This window comes from Ktedonospora formicarum, from assembly GCF_016587355.1.
GTDB classification, from domain to species: domain Bacteria; phylum Chloroflexota; class Ktedonobacteria; order Ktedonobacterales; family Ktedonobacteraceae; genus Ktedonobacter; species Ktedonobacter formicarum.
The window spans coordinates 2249013-2267465 of sequence record NZ_BNJF01000001.1 but is presented as its reverse complement, the minus strand read 5'-3'; the positions used below and the strand labels follow the sequence as shown (position 1 = coordinate 2267465).

17 protein-coding genes are annotated in these 18453 nt (G+C 53.1%); 9 read left to right on the top strand and 8 right to left on the bottom strand.

Annotated features, from left to right (window positions below; genetic code table 11):
* Positions 1-130: 130 nt before the first annotated feature.
* Genes K3T82_RS09740 through K3T82_RS09730 form a run of 3 tightly spaced genes read left to right on the top strand, consistent with a single transcriptional unit; the run spans position 131 to position 1711 of the window.
* A complete protein-coding gene (locus K3T82_RS09740) occupies positions 131-604 on the top strand; it encodes an NUDIX hydrolase (protein ID WP_220193276.1) in 474 nt (157 codons plus the stop codon).
* Positions 605-629: 25 nt separating this feature from the next.
* On the top strand, positions 630-1154 hold the full coding sequence (locus K3T82_RS09735) for a GNAT family N-acetyltransferase (RefSeq protein WP_220193275.1): 525 nt from the start codon (positions 630-632) through the stop codon (positions 1152-1154).
* Positions 1155-1186: 32 nt separating this feature from the next.
* Complete coding sequence (locus tag K3T82_RS09730) at positions 1187-1711, top strand: GNAT family N-acetyltransferase (protein ID WP_220193274.1); 525 nt, start codon at positions 1187-1189, stop codon at positions 1709-1711.
* A 27-nt stretch (positions 1712-1738) separates the two neighbouring features.
* On the opposite strand, the gene K3T82_RS09725 is transcribed toward K3T82_RS09730, so the two are convergent.
* Positions 1739-2347 (bottom strand): YIP1 family protein, encoded by a 609-nt coding sequence (locus K3T82_RS09725; RefSeq protein ID WP_220193273.1) that lies wholly within the window; start codon positions 2345-2347, stop codon positions 1739-1741.
* A 316-nt stretch (positions 2348-2663) separates the two neighbouring features.
* On the opposite strand from K3T82_RS09725, the gene msrA reads away from it, so the two are divergent.
* The 3 genes from msrA (at position 2664) to K3T82_RS09710 (ending at position 4916) form a co-directional block, all read left to right on the top strand.
* Positions 2664-3146, top strand: coding sequence for a peptide-methionine (S)-S-oxide reductase MsrA (gene msrA, locus K3T82_RS09720; RefSeq protein WP_220193272.1), 483 nt, complete (start codon positions 2664-2666; stop codon positions 3144-3146).
* A 160-nt stretch (positions 3147-3306) separates the two neighbouring features.
* Positions 3307-4080, top strand: a complete 774-nt coding sequence (locus K3T82_RS09715; RefSeq protein WP_220193271.1) for an NUDIX hydrolase — start codon at positions 3307-3309, stop codon at positions 4078-4080.
* Positions 4081-4142: 62 nt separating this feature from the next.
* Positions 4143-4916, top strand: coding sequence for an MBL fold metallo-hydrolase (locus K3T82_RS09710; RefSeq protein ID WP_220193270.1), 774 nt, complete (start codon positions 4143-4145; stop codon positions 4914-4916).
* On the opposite strand, the gene K3T82_RS09705 is transcribed toward K3T82_RS09710, so the two are convergent.
* Positions 4913-6607 (bottom strand): ABC1 kinase family protein, encoded by a 1695-nt coding sequence (locus tag K3T82_RS09705; protein WP_220193269.1) that lies wholly within the window; start codon positions 6605-6607, stop codon positions 4913-4915. The genes K3T82_RS09710 and K3T82_RS09705 overlap by 4 nt on opposite strands.
* A gap of 404 nt (positions 6608-7011) precedes the next feature.
* Between K3T82_RS09705 and K3T82_RS09700 the strand changes: the two genes are divergently transcribed.
* Positions 7012-9684, top strand: coding sequence for a M1 family metallopeptidase (locus K3T82_RS09700; protein WP_220193268.1), 2673 nt, complete (start codon positions 7012-7014; stop codon positions 9682-9684).
* 77 nt (positions 9685-9761) lie between these two features.
* On the opposite strand, the gene K3T82_RS09695 is transcribed toward K3T82_RS09700, so the two are convergent.
* Both K3T82_RS09695 and K3T82_RS09690 read right to left on the bottom strand, forming a co-directional pair.
* The gene (locus K3T82_RS09695) at positions 9762-10337 is read right to left on the bottom strand and encodes a GrpB family protein (RefSeq protein ID WP_220193267.1); all 576 of its coding nucleotides are present in this window, start codon (positions 10335-10337) and stop codon (positions 9762-9764) included.
* Between the two features lie 159 nt (positions 10338-10496).
* On the bottom strand, positions 10497-11372 hold the full coding sequence (locus tag K3T82_RS09690; RefSeq protein ID WP_220193266.1) for a sigma-70 family RNA polymerase sigma factor: 876 nt from the start codon (positions 11370-11372) through the stop codon (positions 10497-10499).
* A 200-nt stretch (positions 11373-11572) separates the two neighbouring features.
* On the opposite strand from K3T82_RS09690, the gene K3T82_RS09685 reads away from it, so the two are divergent.
* Entirely contained in the window at positions 11573-12028 is a 456-nt protein-coding gene (locus K3T82_RS09685; RefSeq protein ID WP_220193265.1) for a carboxymuconolactone decarboxylase family protein, read from the top strand.
* Between the two features lie 78 nt (positions 12029-12106).
* Here K3T82_RS09685 and K3T82_RS09680 read toward each other — a convergent pair whose 3' ends face one another.
* From K3T82_RS09680 to K3T82_RS09665, 4 genes are all read right to left on the bottom strand, one after another.
* On the bottom strand, positions 12107-14044 hold the full coding sequence (locus tag K3T82_RS09680; protein WP_220193264.1) for an FtsX-like permease family protein: 1938 nt from the start codon (positions 14042-14044) through the stop codon (positions 12107-12109).
* On the bottom strand, positions 14031-14735 hold the full coding sequence (locus K3T82_RS09675; RefSeq protein ID WP_236031271.1) for an ABC transporter ATP-binding protein: 705 nt from the start codon (positions 14733-14735) through the stop codon (positions 14031-14033). The genes K3T82_RS09680 and K3T82_RS09675 overlap by 14 nt, the downstream gene beginning before the upstream one ends.
* A 288-nt stretch (positions 14736-15023) precedes the next feature.
* Positions 15024-15320: a DUF2752 domain-containing protein gene (locus K3T82_RS09670; protein ID WP_220193262.1), complete on the bottom strand. Its 297-nt coding sequence runs from the start codon at positions 15318-15320 to the stop codon at positions 15024-15026.
* 7 nt (positions 15321-15327) lie between these two features.
* Positions 15328-15714: a TM2 domain-containing protein gene (locus tag K3T82_RS09665; RefSeq protein ID WP_220193261.1), complete on the bottom strand. Its 387-nt coding sequence runs from the start codon at positions 15712-15714 to the stop codon at positions 15328-15330.
* 622 nt (positions 15715-16336) lie between these two features.
* On the opposite strand from K3T82_RS09665, the gene K3T82_RS09660 reads away from it, so the two are divergent.
* Positions 16337-18046 (top strand): FHA domain-containing protein, encoded by a 1710-nt coding sequence (locus tag K3T82_RS09660; protein ID WP_220193260.1) that lies wholly within the window; start codon positions 16337-16339, stop codon positions 18044-18046.
* Positions 18047-18453: the final 407 nt, after the last annotated feature.

Below are 18453 nucleotides of genomic sequence, written 5' to 3'. Positions count from 1 at the left end.
TGTGCATAGTACCATATTGGCGAGAAGGAAGAATGGGCTTGTCTTCGTGCTGAACGAAGGTCGGCGAGCATGGTATACTTTGGTAAGCGAGCAAGCGCGACCGTTGTTATGAGGGAGAAAATACATCGCTATGAACTATGTTCAAGAGCTTCGCGCCCTGGTGGGGACGAGACCGTTGATTTTGCCGGGCGCAGTCGTCATCGTCCTCAATAATGTGGGAGAAGTACTCTTGCAGGAGCGTAGGGAACCAGAGGGGACGTGGGGTTTGCCGGGAGGATTGATGGAACTGGGCGAATCATGGGAAGAGAACGCTCGACGTGAGGTGCGCGAAGAGACGGGTCTGGAGGTTCAGGGCCTGACTCTACAAGAAGTCTTTTCGGGTCAAGAGTGCTATTTCAGGTGCTCGAATGGCGACGAGGCCTTTGCTCTGACAGCCGTTTTTATCGCGGAGACCTATCAGGGGGAGCTACGTATGGACGTGCTTGAGGGCGTGGCGCTTCGCTTCTTTAACATAGAGCACCTTCCTGCCAGGATGCTTGTGACGCATAGGCGAGCTGTAGAGCATTACCGCGATGAAAGGGCTCAGCGTAGGGGCAATATGTAGTATCACCAGGGAAGGAGAGCAAACTATGATACGCGGAGAGAAGATTATTCTGCGTGCGATTATGCGGGATGATTTGAGCCAGCTAGAGATCTGGCACCAGGACCCTGAGTTTTTGGGTCAATTTAATAACTTTGGTCTGCGAGGGCAGGGAGGCATGACATGCTCTTTTGAGGAGGATGGCATGCTTAGTGATCGCTCAGGGCATCTTGTAGTGACCACTTTAGAGGGAACACTGGTGGGGGATGTCGATTATCACAAGGTTGGCTATGGACCCAATGAGGGCAGCAAGCCCTATATGATCGGGATTGGCCTGCATCCTGATCATCAGGGGAAGGGATATGGTACCGAAGCTCAACGCTTGCTGGCTGCCTATCTTTTCGCTACCTATCCTATTATGCGTGTTGAAGCCATGACGGATATCACCAACCTTGCGGAACAGAAATCGCTGGAGAAAGCAGGATTTACACGCGAATGTGTTCTGCGTAAGGCGCAATGGCGAGCCGGAGCCCACCATGATCAGGTACTCTATAGCAAGCTGCGTGGCGAATAAGAGCGTAAGATTAGCCAGGGAAGGAGAGCGATATGTTACGAGGGAACGCGGTCATTCTGCGTCCGGTGAGGCGGGAAGACCTGGAAACGCTAGAAAACTGGGAGCATGATCCCTATGTTGTGGGTGAGTTCAATAGTTTCGGCCTGAGAGGGCATGGTGGGTGGGAGCGTATCTTCGCCGAGAATGGCTTGCTGAGCGACCAGCTTGGGCGTCTTGTTGTGACTACCTTGGATGGAGTGTTGATTGGGCGCGTGAGCTTCCATCCAGTCAGAAATGGTCCTGGCGAGGGCAGCAAAGCCTACATGATCGGGATTGGCTTGCATCCTGATCACCAGGGAAAGGGGTATGGTGTCGAGGCTCAACGTCTGCTGACGGATTATCTCTTTGCCACCTATTCTATTATGCGTGTCCAGACTATCACGGATATCACCAACAGGCCGGAGCAGCGAGCTCTGGAGAAGGCGGGCTTTACTCGCGAAGGGGTCATACGCAAGGCACAGTGGCGAAATGGCGACTGGCACGACCAGGTGCTTTTTAGTCGCCTACGCGGCGAGTAAGGCCCGATAGCAGGAGTGTCGTGTGCGCTAGAAAACTCTAGAGCATACGACACCGATGAAGAATATGGCGCTAATCAGGACTATCACGACCAGAAGCGGCGTTAGGGTTGCCAGGAGCGCGCGCCTGATGCTCAGGTTATGCACTGCGCGCATCATAATGACGTAGAGCACCAGGCTATACAGATCGAGCAGCCAGGTCAGGCGGTCTCCAAACAAAGGAATACGGGCCAGGAAGAAGGAGAGTACCGCTACGGGAATGTAGATCAGCAGCGTCAGGTAGCTCTGCTGGATGAAGGTTCCACTTCCACCGAGCATACGTGCTGTGCGATAAGAGATGTATTCGCCGAGAAAGAAACCACCAATGGTAAAGATCGCGCTCAACGAGTAGAGGATGGGTGTGCCCAGGCTGAAGCGACCTTGCGAGAAGACCAGTGTCAGAGCGGTGAAGAAGGCCAGTATTAGAACCTGAAACCAGACCAGTTGTTCGCTGGCGTTGGTTTTTTCGTCTCTGAAGACAGCCAGTCCTGGATTCGTTAACACGCGCCGATAGCGCCTGAGCAATACTCCCAGGAGATAAGATGGTGACGTATTGGAAGGGTTCGGTGATGGTGCTGCTTCAGGAGATGGAGTAGACATAGGCGGAGGTAACTCCCTTCAATAGAGATATACTTATTTGTAATACATAAGTTTATTTGCCTTTTATACGTAGAAGTGTCCTTGCAGGTTAAATCTGGTACTTCTTGGTGCTTACGCGTTTCGCAGGAGGTAAAGGGTCCCACAGGTGGCGAGGAAGTTCAAACACTTAGGTAAAAAACATCATCTAGCAGCGTGTTATCTTTGGAAGGGATGAGAGGGGTAGTTTGAATGGGAACTAATAAGCATAGCCCGTTGTTTTAAAGTGTAGAAAGCATCTTAGCGAATCCATTCATTCAGATAATGAGGAGTATACGTAATGGCACAGTTAGAGAAAGCCACCTTTGGCGCAGGTTGTTTCTGGGGTGTAGAAGAGACCTTCCGTAATGTGAAGGGTGTTGCTGATACCGCCGTTGGCTATGAGGGCGGAATGCTGGATAATCCGACCTATCGCGACGTTTGCACTGACCAGACGGGGCATGCAGAAGTTGTTCAGGTCGAGTATGATCCTGAGCAGGTTTCCTATGATCAGTTGTTGCAGGTCTTCTGGGAGAACCACAATCCTACAACTTTGAATCGTCAGGGACCGGATGTGGGGACGCAATATCGCTCGGTTGTCTTCTATCATACACCTGAACAGAAGGCCGAAGCCGAGGCTTCCAAGGAACAGCAGCAGGCTTCGGGTCGCTTCAAGCGCCCCATTGTGACACAGATCGTACCGGCGGAGCCATTCTATCGCGCGGAAGAGTATCATCAGCTCTACTTGAAAAAGCGCGGTCTCTCGCACTGCCACATTGATTAGCAGCCAACGTGGCCCGCTTACCAGAAATCAGGGGTGTATGGCTGGCAAATGCCAGCCATACACCCCCTGATTTATTTTGCGCCAGGTGAGTATGGGATGTGGTAGGATGAAGAGAGGCATTGCAATGTTATAGTTTGAGCAAGAATAGAGGTAATGCGTTATGGTTATGCAGCCACGCCTGGCGGCAACAGTGATGTTGATACGTGATATCGAGCCTTCGCGTCAGCAGGGGATTGAGATATTTATGGTGCGGCGCGTCGTGCAGAGTGAGTTTATGCCAGATATTTATGTCTTTCCTGGTGGCTCTGCCTCTGCTATGGACAAAGAGGCGGAGGAGGATGAGAAATTAAGTGTGCCTTTTGAGACAGATGGAGGCGTCGGCGTGCGGGTGGCGGCGATTCGTGAACTGTTTGAGGAGGGAAACGTCCTACTGGCATATCAGGATGGGCGGCAAGTGCTTGCCGTAAGTGATGAGGATGTGCCGCGCTATGCTGAGTACCGGCGCAGGCTCAACGCGCGTGAGGCGAGCATCGCGGAGATCGCGCGAGCCGAAGGTCTGACGTTAGCGTGCGACCGACTAACATACTTTGCGCACTGGATAACACCGGAGCAGCTACCCAGACGCTTTGATACCTATTTCTTTCTCGCTGTTGCCCCTTCCGAGCAAGAGGCATTGTATGATCAGCTAGAGACAAGTGAAGGGCTCTGGATACAGCCTGCTGAGGCTCTAAGGCGCTTTGAGCAGGGAGATTTTCCTATAGCTTTTCCCACCTTTCACCAGTTGCGTGACCTCGCGCTCTACTCCTCAGTGGAGGAGGTGCTCAAAGCGAGCGGGACGCGTGCTGTGCTCACTCATGAGCCGATCTGGCTGGAAAAAGAGGGTGGACCCTTCGTCTATCTATCAGAAGATCCAGACTTCCTCTGGAAGCTGTAGGAAGGAGATACGGCGATGGCACAGGAGGCATATACGGTGGTGCTGGCCCCAATCCATCGATAATGACGGGACCGGGTACCAATACGATCATCCTGGGTGGTGGTTCTGCAGGTGCGATTGTGATTGATCCAGCCGTTGACGATGCGGCGTACATGGAGCGTGTGATGCGGGAAGGTGAGGTACGGGGAGGTATTCGACATATTCTGATTACGCATGGGCATGGCGATCATATCGGTGGGGCGGATGAGTTGCGGCGACGAAGTGGTGCGTCTGTGTTCGCTTTCAGTCGTGAGGGAGTGCCACTTGCCGATAGAGAGATTGCCGATGGCGAGACATGGGAACTGGAGGGAGGGGAAAGGCTACACGCGCTCCATACACCGGGGCATCGCTTTGATCACCTCTGTTTCCTGCTTGAGCGCGAGCGTATTCTCTTTGCAGGGGATGTGGTGGCAGGTGTAGGGACGGTGGTCATTATCCCGCCTGAAGGTGAGATGCTGACCTACCTGAAGACGCTAAAACGCTTGCGAGAACTGGATATTACGCGGATTGTCCCTGCGCACGGCTCCACCATCAACGATCCTCGCGCTAAGCTGAATGAGTACATTGCGCACCGTCTCGAACGGGAGCGCAAGGTCAAGCAATCCATGCTTAGCTCTGCTTCTCCCATGACTATCCCTGAGTTGGTTCCACTGGTCTATGATGATACTGATCCAGCGCTGCATCCCATCGCCGCGCGCTCACTGGAGGCGCACCTGATCAAGCTTGAACGTGAGGGTGTGGCACGTGTCGATGACCAGGGGCGCTGGGAGCTGATTGGCCCTATTCATACAGCTTAACGTCTGAATAACAGCCCAAGAGCGCTTATACCCGCGATGCCCAGGCAGAACCAGCCCGGCGCGGCCAGTTGTAAGCTTGTGAGGTAAACACCTGCTGCCAGGGAGGTGCCGAAAAAGAAACTCCAGGTCAGGCCACCAAAGCTACCACCATTGCTGAGTGTGGCTCCGTTATTACCGCGCCGGGCCCTGCGACCGCTACCGGGCAGATTCGCCAGGCGTACTTCGATTTGCCCTGCCTCAATCTTCCCAACCAGTCTATCGATAGCCGCTGGGAGTCGGAGCAAGACCTGCCCCGCGCCCACAGCTTCTTTGAGCACGTCTTGCGCTATCTTGCCGATGCCCTCAGCGTTCAGATCGAGGAACTTACGTGCATAAGGAGTCGCGACATCTACGAAATTGAAGGTTGGGGCCAGACCCGTTGAGACACCAACCAACGTACTAACGGCACGCCCGGCGAAGGCGAACTGTGAGGGAATGCGGAAGGGCTGCCCGTAGAGCAGATTATCCAGGTCGTGGGCTACGTTGGATACCTCAAGCTCGCGAGCTTGCCCTAACGTCATTCCATAGTAATTCTCAAGGAGTAAGCTCAAACCTTGCTCAATCGATGCCATATTGGCTCCCTCACCGATAAAACCCAGCCTATGCAGAGCGTCAGCCATTTTCTTTGCATCACTAAGAACCAGGGCTAGGAAGAGATCACGCAGACCGCGCTTGATGGGACTGGTCAGTGTGCCAACCATACCGAAGTCGATAAAGGCTATGACTGGATTGTCCGGTGCTGAACCCTTTCTGACGAAGATATTGCCGGGATGTGGGTCAGCATGAAAGAAGCCTTCTTCAAAGAATTGATGGAAGTAAGCTTTAACGGTGCGATTTGCCGTCTCCAGGCGCGAGTAGCCAGCGGTATCTAAAGCCTTATAGTCGTTGATTTTGATACCATCGATCCATTCGATGACCAGCACGTGGCGCGAGATGTATTCTTCGTGGATAGTCGGAATGTAGATAGTTGGGTCATCTTTGAACATCTCGCGGAAGCGCTTCGCATTTGTCGCCTCAGTTATGTAGTCTATCTCTTCATAGACGGTGCGACGGAACTCGCGATAAAGACCATTGAGGTCGATAAAGTCGCTCTTGACGAAGCGCTTTACGACCCAGATCACAAACTTGAGCGTGCTCAGATCCATGCTAACGAGTTGGGCGATATGTGGGCGCTGGACCTTGACCGCGACCGTTTCACCTGTGCTGGCGAGCGTCGCGCGATGGACCTGACCGAGGGAGGCTGCGGCGGTACACTCACGCTCAAACGAGCTAAAGATCTCTGTGAGTGGTTTGCCATACTCCTTTTCGATGACCGCTGTGACGTGCTCAAAGGGAGCTGGTGGTACCTCGTCCTGAAGGTCTGCCAGTACCGAAAGGGCTTGCTCTGGTAGCATGTCGGCGCGGGCACTGAGGAATTGTCCGAGCTTGATCATCAGGACACCGAGCCGAAGCGCGGTCTCACGGAAAGCGCGGAGGACTTTGAGCAGGACCTCTATGTTGGGCTGGACCTCGTAGTTACCTCGCTGGCGAGCTTTCACTACGCGCTGGCGCTCGCGATAAATAACCCATAGGGTCCACAACAGGAGGCGTGATACTCGCAAGAAGCGAACTATTTGAGCGAATCTATTTATACCTCGTGGTTCTATGCGCATAGCATAATGGGCCTTTCTTCCCAAAGGGGTCTGGAACTGCCAGGGTCAGAGGCTCCTCAGTGCTCAAGTGCTTCGCATTGGTCAGGGGATATGCGAGCCATTGCGGGCGGTGAGGTGCCCTCAATTGTTATGGTTCTTTCTTTCTATCTATATACAGTACGGCAGAGTGACGGATATGTTCAAGATATGAGTGGGTTTATCCATTGGTCATTGGAGAGATATTGTTCAGCTATATCTAAGCTCTGTGATATACTATGTGATAACCAGGAAGCAGTTACATCGACAAATGCTCGTCTGTCTGATCGTAACTCTGGGCCACGTCGAATGTCTGGTGGTGATAGGTGGTGTGGGGAGGCTATATTTCTTCTATTGTTCTACCTATTGTATACAGAGGAGATGCTACCTTGACACATTGTACAAGAGCACAAGCTGTAGATCTGGGCAATGGCTACAGCCTCTTTTTTATGCATGGACACGGGCATGCCAGCCTGCCAAGTCCCACCTCACGCAGCTTTGAATTGCCAGGAGATACTCTGCATTTCGCTCCTGATCGCCCTGGTGACGTCAAGCATGTCAAGTTGGAGATCGCATTGGACTTTGAGCGCGAGAGCGTGAGTGGCACCGTGTACACGACCTTTACAGCTCTGTATGAAGAAGTGACAAGTGTCGCTTTTGATGCGATTGAGTTGGCGATAGACAAAATAACTATCGCCGATGGCGCGGAACTCAAATATAGCCTCGGCGAGAAGAAGTTGTATGTTGAGCTGGATCGCCCATACAAGAATGGCGAGGAATTTACCGTCGCCATTACCTATCATGCTACACCGCGTATCGGTTTGCACTTTGTAAAGCCTGCTCCAGAAGATTCCGAGCGTCCGGTACATGCCTATACCTTTGGTCAGCCTCAGTATCACTCCTACTGGTTCCCCTGCCATGACTCGCCCAATGACCGTGCCACCACCGAGTTTGTTGTGACAGTGCCCGCGCAATATATTACCGTCGCCAACGGTAATCTGCTAGAGGTCATCGACAATGGTGAAACGAAAACCCATCATTGGCTACATAATGTTCCCCATGCGGCATACCTCGTCTCACTTGTTGTGGGTGAGTTCGCGGTAATTAAGGACGAATACAAGGGCAAGGCTGTCTCATACTATGTACGCAAGGATCGGGCCGAGGATGCCCGCCTGTACATGGGGAAGACGCCAGATATGATGCGCTTCTACTCAGAGTACACAGGCGTTGAGTATCCCTATGACAACTATGACCAGACGGTCGTTGAGATCTACACGGGCGCGATGGAGCATACCACCGCAACCACTCATAGCTTTGCCCTTCTCTTTGACCAGAAGGCTAACCTCGACATGGCTCCGCGCTTTGTCTCTGTTACGGCTCACGAATTGGCGCACCAGTGGTTTGGTGACCTTGTGACCTGCCGCGACTGGCCTAATGCCTGGCTGAACGAAGGTTTCGCGACCTACTTCGAGAACATGTGGACTGGTAGCGACCAGGGTGAGGACTATTTCAAGTGGTCGATGATTCAAGAGAAGAAGGGCTATATGGCGCAGGACCGCTCCTATCGCCGCCCTGTTGTCTATCACAAATACAATAATCAGGGCTTTGAGCTCTTCGATACCCATATCTATAACAAGGGTGCGTGGGTACTGCACATGCTGCGCAGCCAGCTTGGGGACGCAGCGTTCCGACGCGGCATTAAGTCCTACATTGAGCGTAATCGCACCCGTGAGGTCATCACAGCCGACCTTGAGCGCGCGCTTGAGGAATCGAGCGGGCGTAGCCTAGCGCACTTCTTCCAACAGTGGATCTATAGCGGTGGCTATCCCGAGTTCGAGGTAAACTACACCTGGGACAACCAGCGCAAACTGGCGAAGGTCAAGGTCAAGCAGACCCAGAAGATTGACGAACTGACTCCCTGCTTCAAGGTTCCGGTCGAGATCGCCTTTACTGTGCCAACCTCAAACGAGGGTGATACGCGTGTCGTGCCGCTACACGTGACACTTGGCGAAGATGAGCAGGTTGAGGAAAGCTTTTATCTGCCACTAGAGCGCGAACCGCTAATGGTGCGCTTTGATCCTAACGGTACCATCCTTAAGACTCTGCGTTTTGAGCGCCCAACGGGGCTGCTCGTCTACCAGCTTGAGCATGATTCTGATGTCCTGGGACGTATCGAGGCCGCCGAGTCCCTGGCGGATCGCCGTGAGCCTGAGGCATTGAAAGCGCTAATCCATGCTCTCAATAACGATACGTTCTGGGGCGTGCGTACGGCAACAGCCGAGTCTATTGCCAAGCATGGGAGCACACAGGCTCAGGATGCGTTGCTCACTGCCCTGAATGAGCTTGATACGAAGGAGTATTCACGCGTACGCTCCGCCATTGCTACCGCGCTGGGTGAATTCCAGTCTCCGGAGAAGACCGAACTGGCGAAGCGTTCTGCCGAGGCCCTGCGCTCCATTGTAGAGCAGGGTGATGTTAGCTACATGGTTGAAAGTGCCGCGTCCAGCGCGCTTGGTAAAACGCGTGTTGAGGGCAGCACTGATGCCTTGATCAAGGCCCTGGAGCGCCCCTCCTGGCTCTACATTGTGCAGGGGAGCATCTTCTCCGGACTGGCCAAGACCGGCGATGAGCGTGTGGTTGACCTCCTTATCTCGTATGCTAGCGATGATAGCAAGTACATCACGCTACGCCGTGGAGCGCTTGCGGCCCTTAGCACCATTCATGCGAATCGCCATTTATATAGTGAGGCTGCCTTGCAGCGAGCACTTGCTGCCCTCAAGCAGGCAGTCGAGCATGACACCTGGGGCCCATCACGTGCTACCGCGGCTCGAGCACTGCTTGAGTTCGGCGATAAGAGCGCGTTACCTGCGTTGGAGAGTGCCTCTTCTCATGAGCTTGATGATGGCGTGCAGCGTTCCATGCGTTGGGCCGCGCATAGTCTGCGCACCAGTGACAAGGGAGAAGAGCAGGTCAGTCAGTTGCGCAAGGATCTCGAAGAGATGCGTGCTGAGAACCGCAAGCTTCAGGATCAGTTAGCGGCCCTCGAAGCCCGCCTTCAGTAGGGAGAATTTATAAACAAAGAGAGTGATACATGCATCTTTGTGCATGTATCACTCTCTTTGTTTTGGGGAAAGCATATTTAGCCATCTGAGGGGCCAGGTTGCCAGTTTGTGGTGTGTGCCCAATCGTAGGCTGCCTCAATAACGATGTCGCAGAGAGGATCTTTGATGTCATAGTAGAAGTCTACGTCATCAGGATGCCGCTGTGAGAGAGCTTGCTTTATCTGCGCATAGGCTGCGCTCGCTACCGGGTGGGCGCGTAGATAATCGCGGAAGAGGATTGGATAGCGTTGGTTGGGGCGACCTTGAGCGCGGACATGCAGGTTCGTTGGTCGCTGAGTGGTGGGATGCCGAAAGACAATCTTCTGCCAATCTGTCTCGGCTCCCTGGTAGTTTGGTGGCACATGGTCGCCGGTAATCCTCTCGATCCATGTGTAGCCGAGCGACGAGAGAATGTCTATAAGTTGCGCTGTATGCGTGAAATCCTGTACTGTTACCTGCACATCGATGATATCTTTTGCCGCCAGCCCTGGCACAGACGTCGAGCCGATGTGATCGATTCGCAGGGCCAGGTTTCCCAGCGCCGCGCGCAACTGTTGAGCGATCGTAGCGAACTCTTGGGGCCAGGCTGTGTTGTAGGAGATGATATTAAGCATGAGCACCTCGAAAAAGCGCATGGATGAATAAAGATGTTTAGTGAAAATGGGAAGAGTATCCCGGTGGATTATGATAGCACAACAAGACCGAACCCCAGGGCAAAGAGCGAAAAACAGGAATGCGATTGCTTGTTGCCCTGAGGGTATATAAGTTAGCTGTCAATCGTCCAGGACAGCCAGATCGATCTGATTGAGGTGCTCAGGGTCAGCAACAACGTTGATCTCGCTGATTTTCCCATCAGCGAGTGTAAGGTTGAGGACGAGGAACAGGTGACCATGATGAGCCACGATGACTCCCACAGCCCCGTTAACAAGAGCAGGGCGTGCTCCTTGGGCGCGTCCCGCGAACTCTCTGGCAACGGCCTGGGCACCATGAATCTCTTTTGCTGCACCAGCAGGCAAGGATACAGAGTCGTGTCTGAACACAACATTTGGGTCGAGTACTGAGAGAAGCGCGTTGAAGTCGCCATCGCGTGAGGCGGCGAGGAAGGCATCGACTGCTTCGCGCTGATATGCGAGATCGGCGTCGGAAGATGTGGGTTTGCCTTGCACTCGACGCCGCGCGCGGCTCGCGAGTTGGCGGGTCGCGGTTGGCGTGCGTTCTACAATGGGAGCAATCTCTTCGAAGGGCATGGCAAATATGTCATGTAAGACGAACGCTAGGCGCTCGGCTGGATTTAAGGTGTTGAGGACTACGAGCAGCGCGAGGCCAACAGAGTCTGCCATGAGAGTTTCTTGCTCGGGATCAATTCCTCCCTCATTGCCCCTACCTGAAGCGGATTCAGTCGTATCCAGTGGCTCCTCGCGCCGCGAGTTGCGTGAGCGCAGCATATCGAGGCAGATTCGCGCGGTCACTGTTGTTAGCCATCCACCCAGGTTGTCGACATAGCTTGTGTCAGAGCGACTGAGACGGAGCCAGGACTCCTGGACGGCGTCGTCTGCCTCCGCGAGCGAGCCAAGCATACGATAGGCCACCGCTTGTAGATGGGTGCGGTTGGCCTCAAACTGTTCCGCCAGCCATTCGTGTTCGTTCATGGGTTCTCTTCCTTTGTGCGTTGTGTGTTCTCAATAGGATTGACGAGTAGAATCTGGTCATTGTGACAGAAATTCTACTCGTCACATTTTTTCGTTGTGCTCCGTCAATGTGGTGATGCGGGAAACTCAACTGACATATGAGCATCTTGATGCAACTTTATCAAAGTATGTGTCACACAGTAATTTGGAGGAGATAAAATATGCAACCACGAATGAAAAATCCAGCCATGCTTCTTCCTGATGCCATGAGTTCTATATTATCACTACTTAAGGCTACGCAAAAAGGAGGTGTACCCCAGATTACGCTAGAACTTGTCCACCTGCGCGCAAGTCAGATCAACGGGTGTAGTGCCTGTGTGGTTTCGGGTTCGCATAACGCCAAGAAGGCGGGTGAAACCGATGAACGGCTCTTCGCGGTGGCAGCCTGGAGAGAGACCCCCTACTTTACCGATGCCGAACGAGCTGCTCTTGCTCTAGCTGAGGCTGTCACTCGGCTCAGTGATCGGACCGATCCAGTGCCCGACGAGATTTGGGATGAGGCTGCTCAGTATTATGATGAGCGAGGGCTTGCGGCTTTGGTCCTCATGATTGCTACAACAAACCTCTTTAATCGTTTGAATGCTACCACCAGACAGGTTGCAGGTGCTAGTTGGTAGTGTGAGCTAAAAACTAGTCTTTATAGCTAGAGAGGAGATATGCTCAACCAGGGCATACCTCCTCTCTGTAGTGTTGTGCTAGCTGGCGACGGGAACACGGCGTAGGTAATTGACCAAAGCTACGGCATAATAGCCGAAAAAGCAAAGTGCGTAAATGAGACAGGTGATGCCCAGTGCTGACCAGATAATCTGCCCCACCTGTATATTGACTTGTATCAGGCGGATCAGGTCAATTGTCGCTACGCTACTATGCAGAGCCGCAAAGAGGACTGGTAGCATGAATATGAGCAGGAATTCGGTGGCGATAATATGTATGCCTTCACTCTTGCGCAGGCCGAGGCGCGTAAGGGCACGAAATTGTCGGCGATCTTCGTCCTGTTGCGTGAAGAGCTTAAAGTAGATTGAGGTGCCAGCCGCGAAGAGAAAGAGGACACTAACAAAGCAACCTGCGAAGAGCAAGGCTGAGAGAATTTGTAATCGCGCGACCGCACTTTGAGCTGATATGATACCTGAATTCTCGTCGCCTACCTCCTGCTCAAGTAGCGCGAGAGCCTGAATCAGTTGCTTTTGCCCATTGACATTGAAGCTGTAGACTTGCCAGCGCAACTTAGCCGGAGTTGTGCGTTCGAGGCTAGCAAAAACCTGATCATTGATCACAAGAGTCTGATCCGGCAGCTCTCCAAAGCGATTGAGCGTCTGCATCTTGTCCTGCGTTGCCTGAAGCGTGAGCGCGACACTACCTACATTCAGCGTAGCTCGGTGATCGGCGGGTAGAGAGAATGGGTTGTAAGAGACATAGCCTAGTAGTTCCGGCTCCTGATAGTAGTGGGCCTGCTGAGGACTGAGCGGCAAGGCGATAGGTAACTTTGTATCAGGGTGGCGCGCGAGAATGGCTGAACGTAGTTTCGCGAAATCGCTGCTTGCGAATACGCTCACAGGAGAACCATTCAGTGTGCCTTGTAGCAAGGTAAAGGTTAATTCCTGTTGTGGCGTGATACCCTGCTGGTTCAATTGGAGATCTATGCGTGATATGTTGAGTCTAGGTGTGTCCGCGCTAGTCAGTAGTTGAATATCGTAGGGATTCTGCTGTTCCTGACCAATGCGCATAATTTGAAGAAAACCAAAGACTGAGCCCATACCAATGAGCACCGTTGCGCTTAGAATCGTCACCATCGAGAGCATCCGCGAGTGGTCGCGCAGGCGATAGATCAGGCGTGAGGTAATGAGCAGGCTGATCCCATGAAGAGGTAATTTACGCAGGCGACCTAGCATCATGACCATGATCTGTCCATAGAGCAGGAAGGTTCCGATCATCGTTAGGATCACGATTGGGAAAGCTGAGAAGAGGAAGCTGGTGCCAGTGAAGATGATGCCCAATGCATAGCCAGTACCCAGACAGAGTAGGCCGAGGATGACTTTCACCAGCGATGCTCTAGGCGCGACTTGCTGCACACGCGCGCCTAAAAGGAGCATCCGTGGTGTCTGGCGTGTCACACGCCAGGCTGTTAGAAGCGCTTCAACCAGGAAGACTGGGCCGAAGAAGAGCGCCGTGACCAGCAAAGGAATGGGTGAGAATGTGAAGGGTATGGTTTCTGTCAGCCCCAAAACAGAACCCATTGCCAGGAGGAATGGCGGTGTTCCTAATGTTCCCAGTAGCAAGCCGAGCACGATGGCTGTCAGGGCGATGCAGACGCTCTCCATAAAGATCAGGCGTCCAATCTGGCGTGGGGTCATGCCCAATGTCATGAGCAGACCTAACTCTTTGTTGCGCGTGCGCATGAGCGCTGAATGGAAGTAAAAGATAAAGAAGATGGCGAACCAGGCCACAATAAAGACACAGATGCCCGCGATGACCGCGACCAGGCTCAGACCTGTTAGTTGGTAGACTGCTGGATTAAAGAGGAAACAGAAGAAGAGGCAGAAGACCGCAACCGAGAGTCCACTTGAGAGCAGGTAGCCAATATAGCGGCGCATATTGCGAATGATATTCTTGAAGGCGATGCTACGCCACTCCATGTTTTTCCTCCAATCGTGCCAGCAGGGCCAGAATTTCCTGAAAGAATTGTTGCTGATCACTCGTACGCCGCATCTCGTTGTAGACATAGCCATCCTTAATGCTGATAACGCGCTGGCTATAGCTTGCCGAGAGTGGATCATGTGTGACCATCAAGATTGTCGCGCCGAGATCCTTATTGAGGCGTTGAAATAGCTCTAGCAGGGCGCGAGCTGAGGCTGAGTCAAGGTTGCCAGTAGGCTCGTCAGCGAGCAAGAGACTGGGATTGTGTACGACGGCGCGAGCCACCGCCGCGCGTTGTTGCTGACCGCCCGAAACCTCATAGGGATAGCGCTGCATAAAGTCGGCAATACCCAGGAATCCCATAACCTCCTTCACGCGTTGACGGATTTCTGGCCCGGTCTTGCCATCCAGGCTCAGAGGCAGGCCCACGTTCTCACCCAATGTTAGAGTGTCGAGGAGGTTGTAGTCCTGAAAGACGAAACCCAGGTTGCGGCGGCGAAAGAGCGCAAGCTGGTTAGGGTGTAGGGTCGTCATATTCTCACCCTGGACCCATAGCTCGCCGCTACTCGGTTTGTCTAAACCCGCGAGAAGGTTCAGCAACGTACTCTTACCACTGCCTGAGGGTCCCATAATGCTCACGAACTCGCCATGCTCGACAGTGAGGTCGATGCCGCTCAAGGCCAGAGCCATGATCTGTTTGCGCCTGTTGGTATAGGCCTTGGCGAGTTGGTGTACCCGAAGTACCTGAGATGGTGTGTGCTGTATATTTTGGGTGGGTGATGTTCCCGACTGCGTGAAGGTGGATTGAGCGTCATGCATGAATGATGGTCCCTTTCTGCTTGGCTTCACAGTAGTGGTTTTGAGAGAGAGTTTAGCTGGTGAATGTCGCCAACATATCATGTATGTGTCGCAAAAGTGTCTCAGGGGCGTGAGCTTTGCCTGGGCGGTATTTTAAAGTGGCGGAAGCGTGGAAGCTTACTAACCTAGCAAGCTTCGCCAGGCGGTGATTAGCCCACGCAACCAGCTATAGCTCAGCAGGGGAAGGACGACGATAAAGAGAGGATTGTAGCGCCAGGCTGCGTGTAGGTTCCCGTTGATGGCACACGAAGCCGCGCGCGTCATTCCGCAGCCGGGACAGCGGCGTTTGAAGAGCAGGCGCGAGAGGCAGAAAGGGGGATGGGCCTCAATCCAGGTAGTAGGTATAAGGCTGAAGAGGACGGGAAGGAGAATATAGCATCCTACCTTCCCTACTCTGACGACTGTTCCTTTATGCATAGGTGGTCTAATTGTTTCTGACCAGGGGCTGACCATTCGCGTCGTTAAAGCTTCCTGTAAGAATCAGGATGAAATCGACGAGCGTCCAGATGCCGCATCCCCCAAATGTGAGAAGCATAGCGACCCCTGTCCCAATCTTGCCGACGTAGAAACGATGTACACCCAACCAGCCTACGAAGATGCAGAGTAGGAGCGTTATCAGCCAGTCTTTCCCCTGCTGTGGATAGCCTTGTTGGAAAGGAGGCTGTTGATAACCTTGTTGAAAGGGTGGTTGCTGATAACCTTGTTGGAAGGGAGCAGATTGCTGTGGATAGCCCTGCTGTGAGTAGCCTTGTTGAAAGGGAGGCTGCTGGTTAGGTTGGTATGGCGGTTGATTTGGTGGTTGATATCCCATGTTTATATGAGTCCCTTCGTGGTCCTGTAGTATGCAATGACTGCATAGAGACAAACGCGAAACTACCACTCTCTTTTGAGAGTCGATAAGGCTCCCGCCGCCACTATAATGGAGCAAGCATCTCGTTGTCAAGTGTAGCACTCACAACGATGTAGTCAGCTTAAAAAGCTTGCTTTGTAGCATATGGCACTAAGAATTTTTCTTATTCTTGAGCTACATATAAGCGCGATTCGGCGTGCCTCGTTGGCGACCTCGCCGCAATGCTTCGCTGTTTGCGGGCAAGCATGGGCGATTAGAAATGTGGGCACGTCTCTTTGTATCTCGCCTGTGAGTGTGACTGGTGGGCCTGAGAAGTCAGGCGATAACATAATTTTTTTGCTCCTTCGCATTTATATGAATCTTCTCAATGATGTTATCATTATTTGTGATTGCTTTAACCTGAAGAAATAAGGCTATGGTATACTTTAGCGGAAACCCGTAGTTCGCTTCCAACTTTCGTACAGTAAGAAACGTAGTTACCTCCAGAAGAGCAATTTTATTCACCAAAGATCTCTGTAATTGATAGATTTTGATAAGATAACGTTTTGCTGGCCGCAGTGTTCGGTTGGAGGATTTTTGTAAGATGGATGCTCGTTTCTATAACTCAGAGGATATCGATATTGAACGCCTCGCCTCAGACCTTGTAAACGCATATATGTCTCAGGGATATCAGGCCCAACATATTGGCAACCGCGATCAGACAATGGTGCAGATCAAGAAAGGCGGCGATTTTGAGGCCATCATCGGCATGCAGGCTGCGCTTTCAGTGACGCTCCAACGGACCACTGGCGGTGTCCTGGCAATGATTGGTCAGCAGAAGTGGATCGACAAGGCGGCTGTAGGGGCCGTGGGTATTGTCGCCCTACCAATTCTCTGGCCTCTGGCCTTGACGGCTGGCGTAGGTGCACTGCGTCAGGCGAGTCTGAGCAACCAGGTTCTCAATATGACGGATGGCCTGGTACGTCAGCAACGCCCAGGAATTATGCCAGGACCTATACCATATCACCTCTTGCCTCCGTCAATGCAGCCGATCCAACCGCCTGCTAATAATCAGGTTCCAGTCTATGTGCCGCAGAACCGGGATGTGCCGAAGCAGCCGATGATGCCGCCACCCGTACCGATGCCTGCTGGCGGTGGCTTTCGTTGTCAGCACTGTAATACACCCTATGAGCCGGGCGATACTTTCTGTTCAGGCTGTGGTCGCTCGCTTACCCCGCCAAAGCTGTACTGCTCACGCTGTAACTCAGAAGTGAAGGATGGGGCCGCCTTCTGTCCTAAGTGTGGCGCATCTACCTTCCACACCATCTCAGGGCAGGCGGCGACCCAGACCTCGCCTCCCATGCCCGCGCAACCCAAGGTAACATACACGCCGGCGCCTCAGCCACGGCCTACACCGCCGCCAACGCCAGTGTACACACCGCCCACACCGCCGCCAACGCCAGTGTACACACCGCCCACACCGCCACCAACGCCAGTGTATACGCCGCCTTCACAGCAGCCAACATATACGCCACCTGCGCCCCAGCCGAGTGTCGTGGAATCGACGGTCTTACCTGGTCAGCAGCAGCCGCCCAAGCCTTCTGTGCCAGAGTATGTGCCTCCAACGCCGCAGAATCCGGCAGTCGTGCCGCAACCTAAGGTAACCTATACTCAGAGTACCGAGAAGAAAGAGCCAGCCGCGCCACCTAAGAAGCCAGAGGTTCAGTATTACGTACCCTCGAATCCGCAAGATCAGGTTTCCCCTGCTCCGGCGCAACCACAGGTGACGTATACGCCGAGCACAGAGAAGAAAGAGCCAGCCGCTCCACCTCAGCCTAAGAAAGAGGAGGTCTACTACACGCCTCCCGCACACTTGCAGCAGCAGGTGGATCAGGCCAAACAGGCTCAGGGCAATAAAGCGCATCTTGTCGAGCCTGCTCAGCGCCCGGCACCCCCGCGTGGTGCCGCTCAGGAACAGGCTGCTAAAGCAGATGTGGCCTGGGGGGCATTGGTCTTCGCTGATGGTTCACAGATGCAATTGAAGGGTGAGCGGTCCGTAGTAGGGCGCTATGATCACGACCTTGGCGGTATTCGTCCCGATATTGATCTGAGTAGTAAGGATGGTGCGGACACCATTTCGCGTATCCATGCCGCCTTTGAGCATAGTGGTGACGCTTATATGCTGACTGATCTCAATAGCACCAATGCTACGCGTGTGAATGGGAAGCGTCTTGAGCCGGATCAGGATACACCGCTTAACGATGGCGACTCGCTTGCCTTCGGTAAGGTGACTTGCACGTTCAAACGCCTCTAACATAAGTATCGCTTCCAGGTCTGTGTATTGAGTGCGATAAATTGTGGCGCGCCACAATTTATCGCACTCAATCTTACTCGAAGGTCCCGTGTCGTGCGCCGAAGTGAGAACTAGAAGATCTTTCATGCATTTTGATTACTCTTGACATTGTGCCTCGTACTCGTTAGACTAGTAGTCACTAGAAATGTATTGCTGCATAGAGAAGATGTACAACTGAATATTCGGCTATGAACAGGAAGAGTAAGCGCCTGCGCCGCCAGAGAGAAGGGATCACCGGCTGAGAGTCCCTTTCGGAGAGAAGAAACGCTGAACGTCGCCTGGGAGCCTGGAAGCATTTCCCTAAAAGGAAAGTCTGTACGGTGTGCCCGTTATCGCACGAATAAGGATCAACCTGATCGGTTGATTGA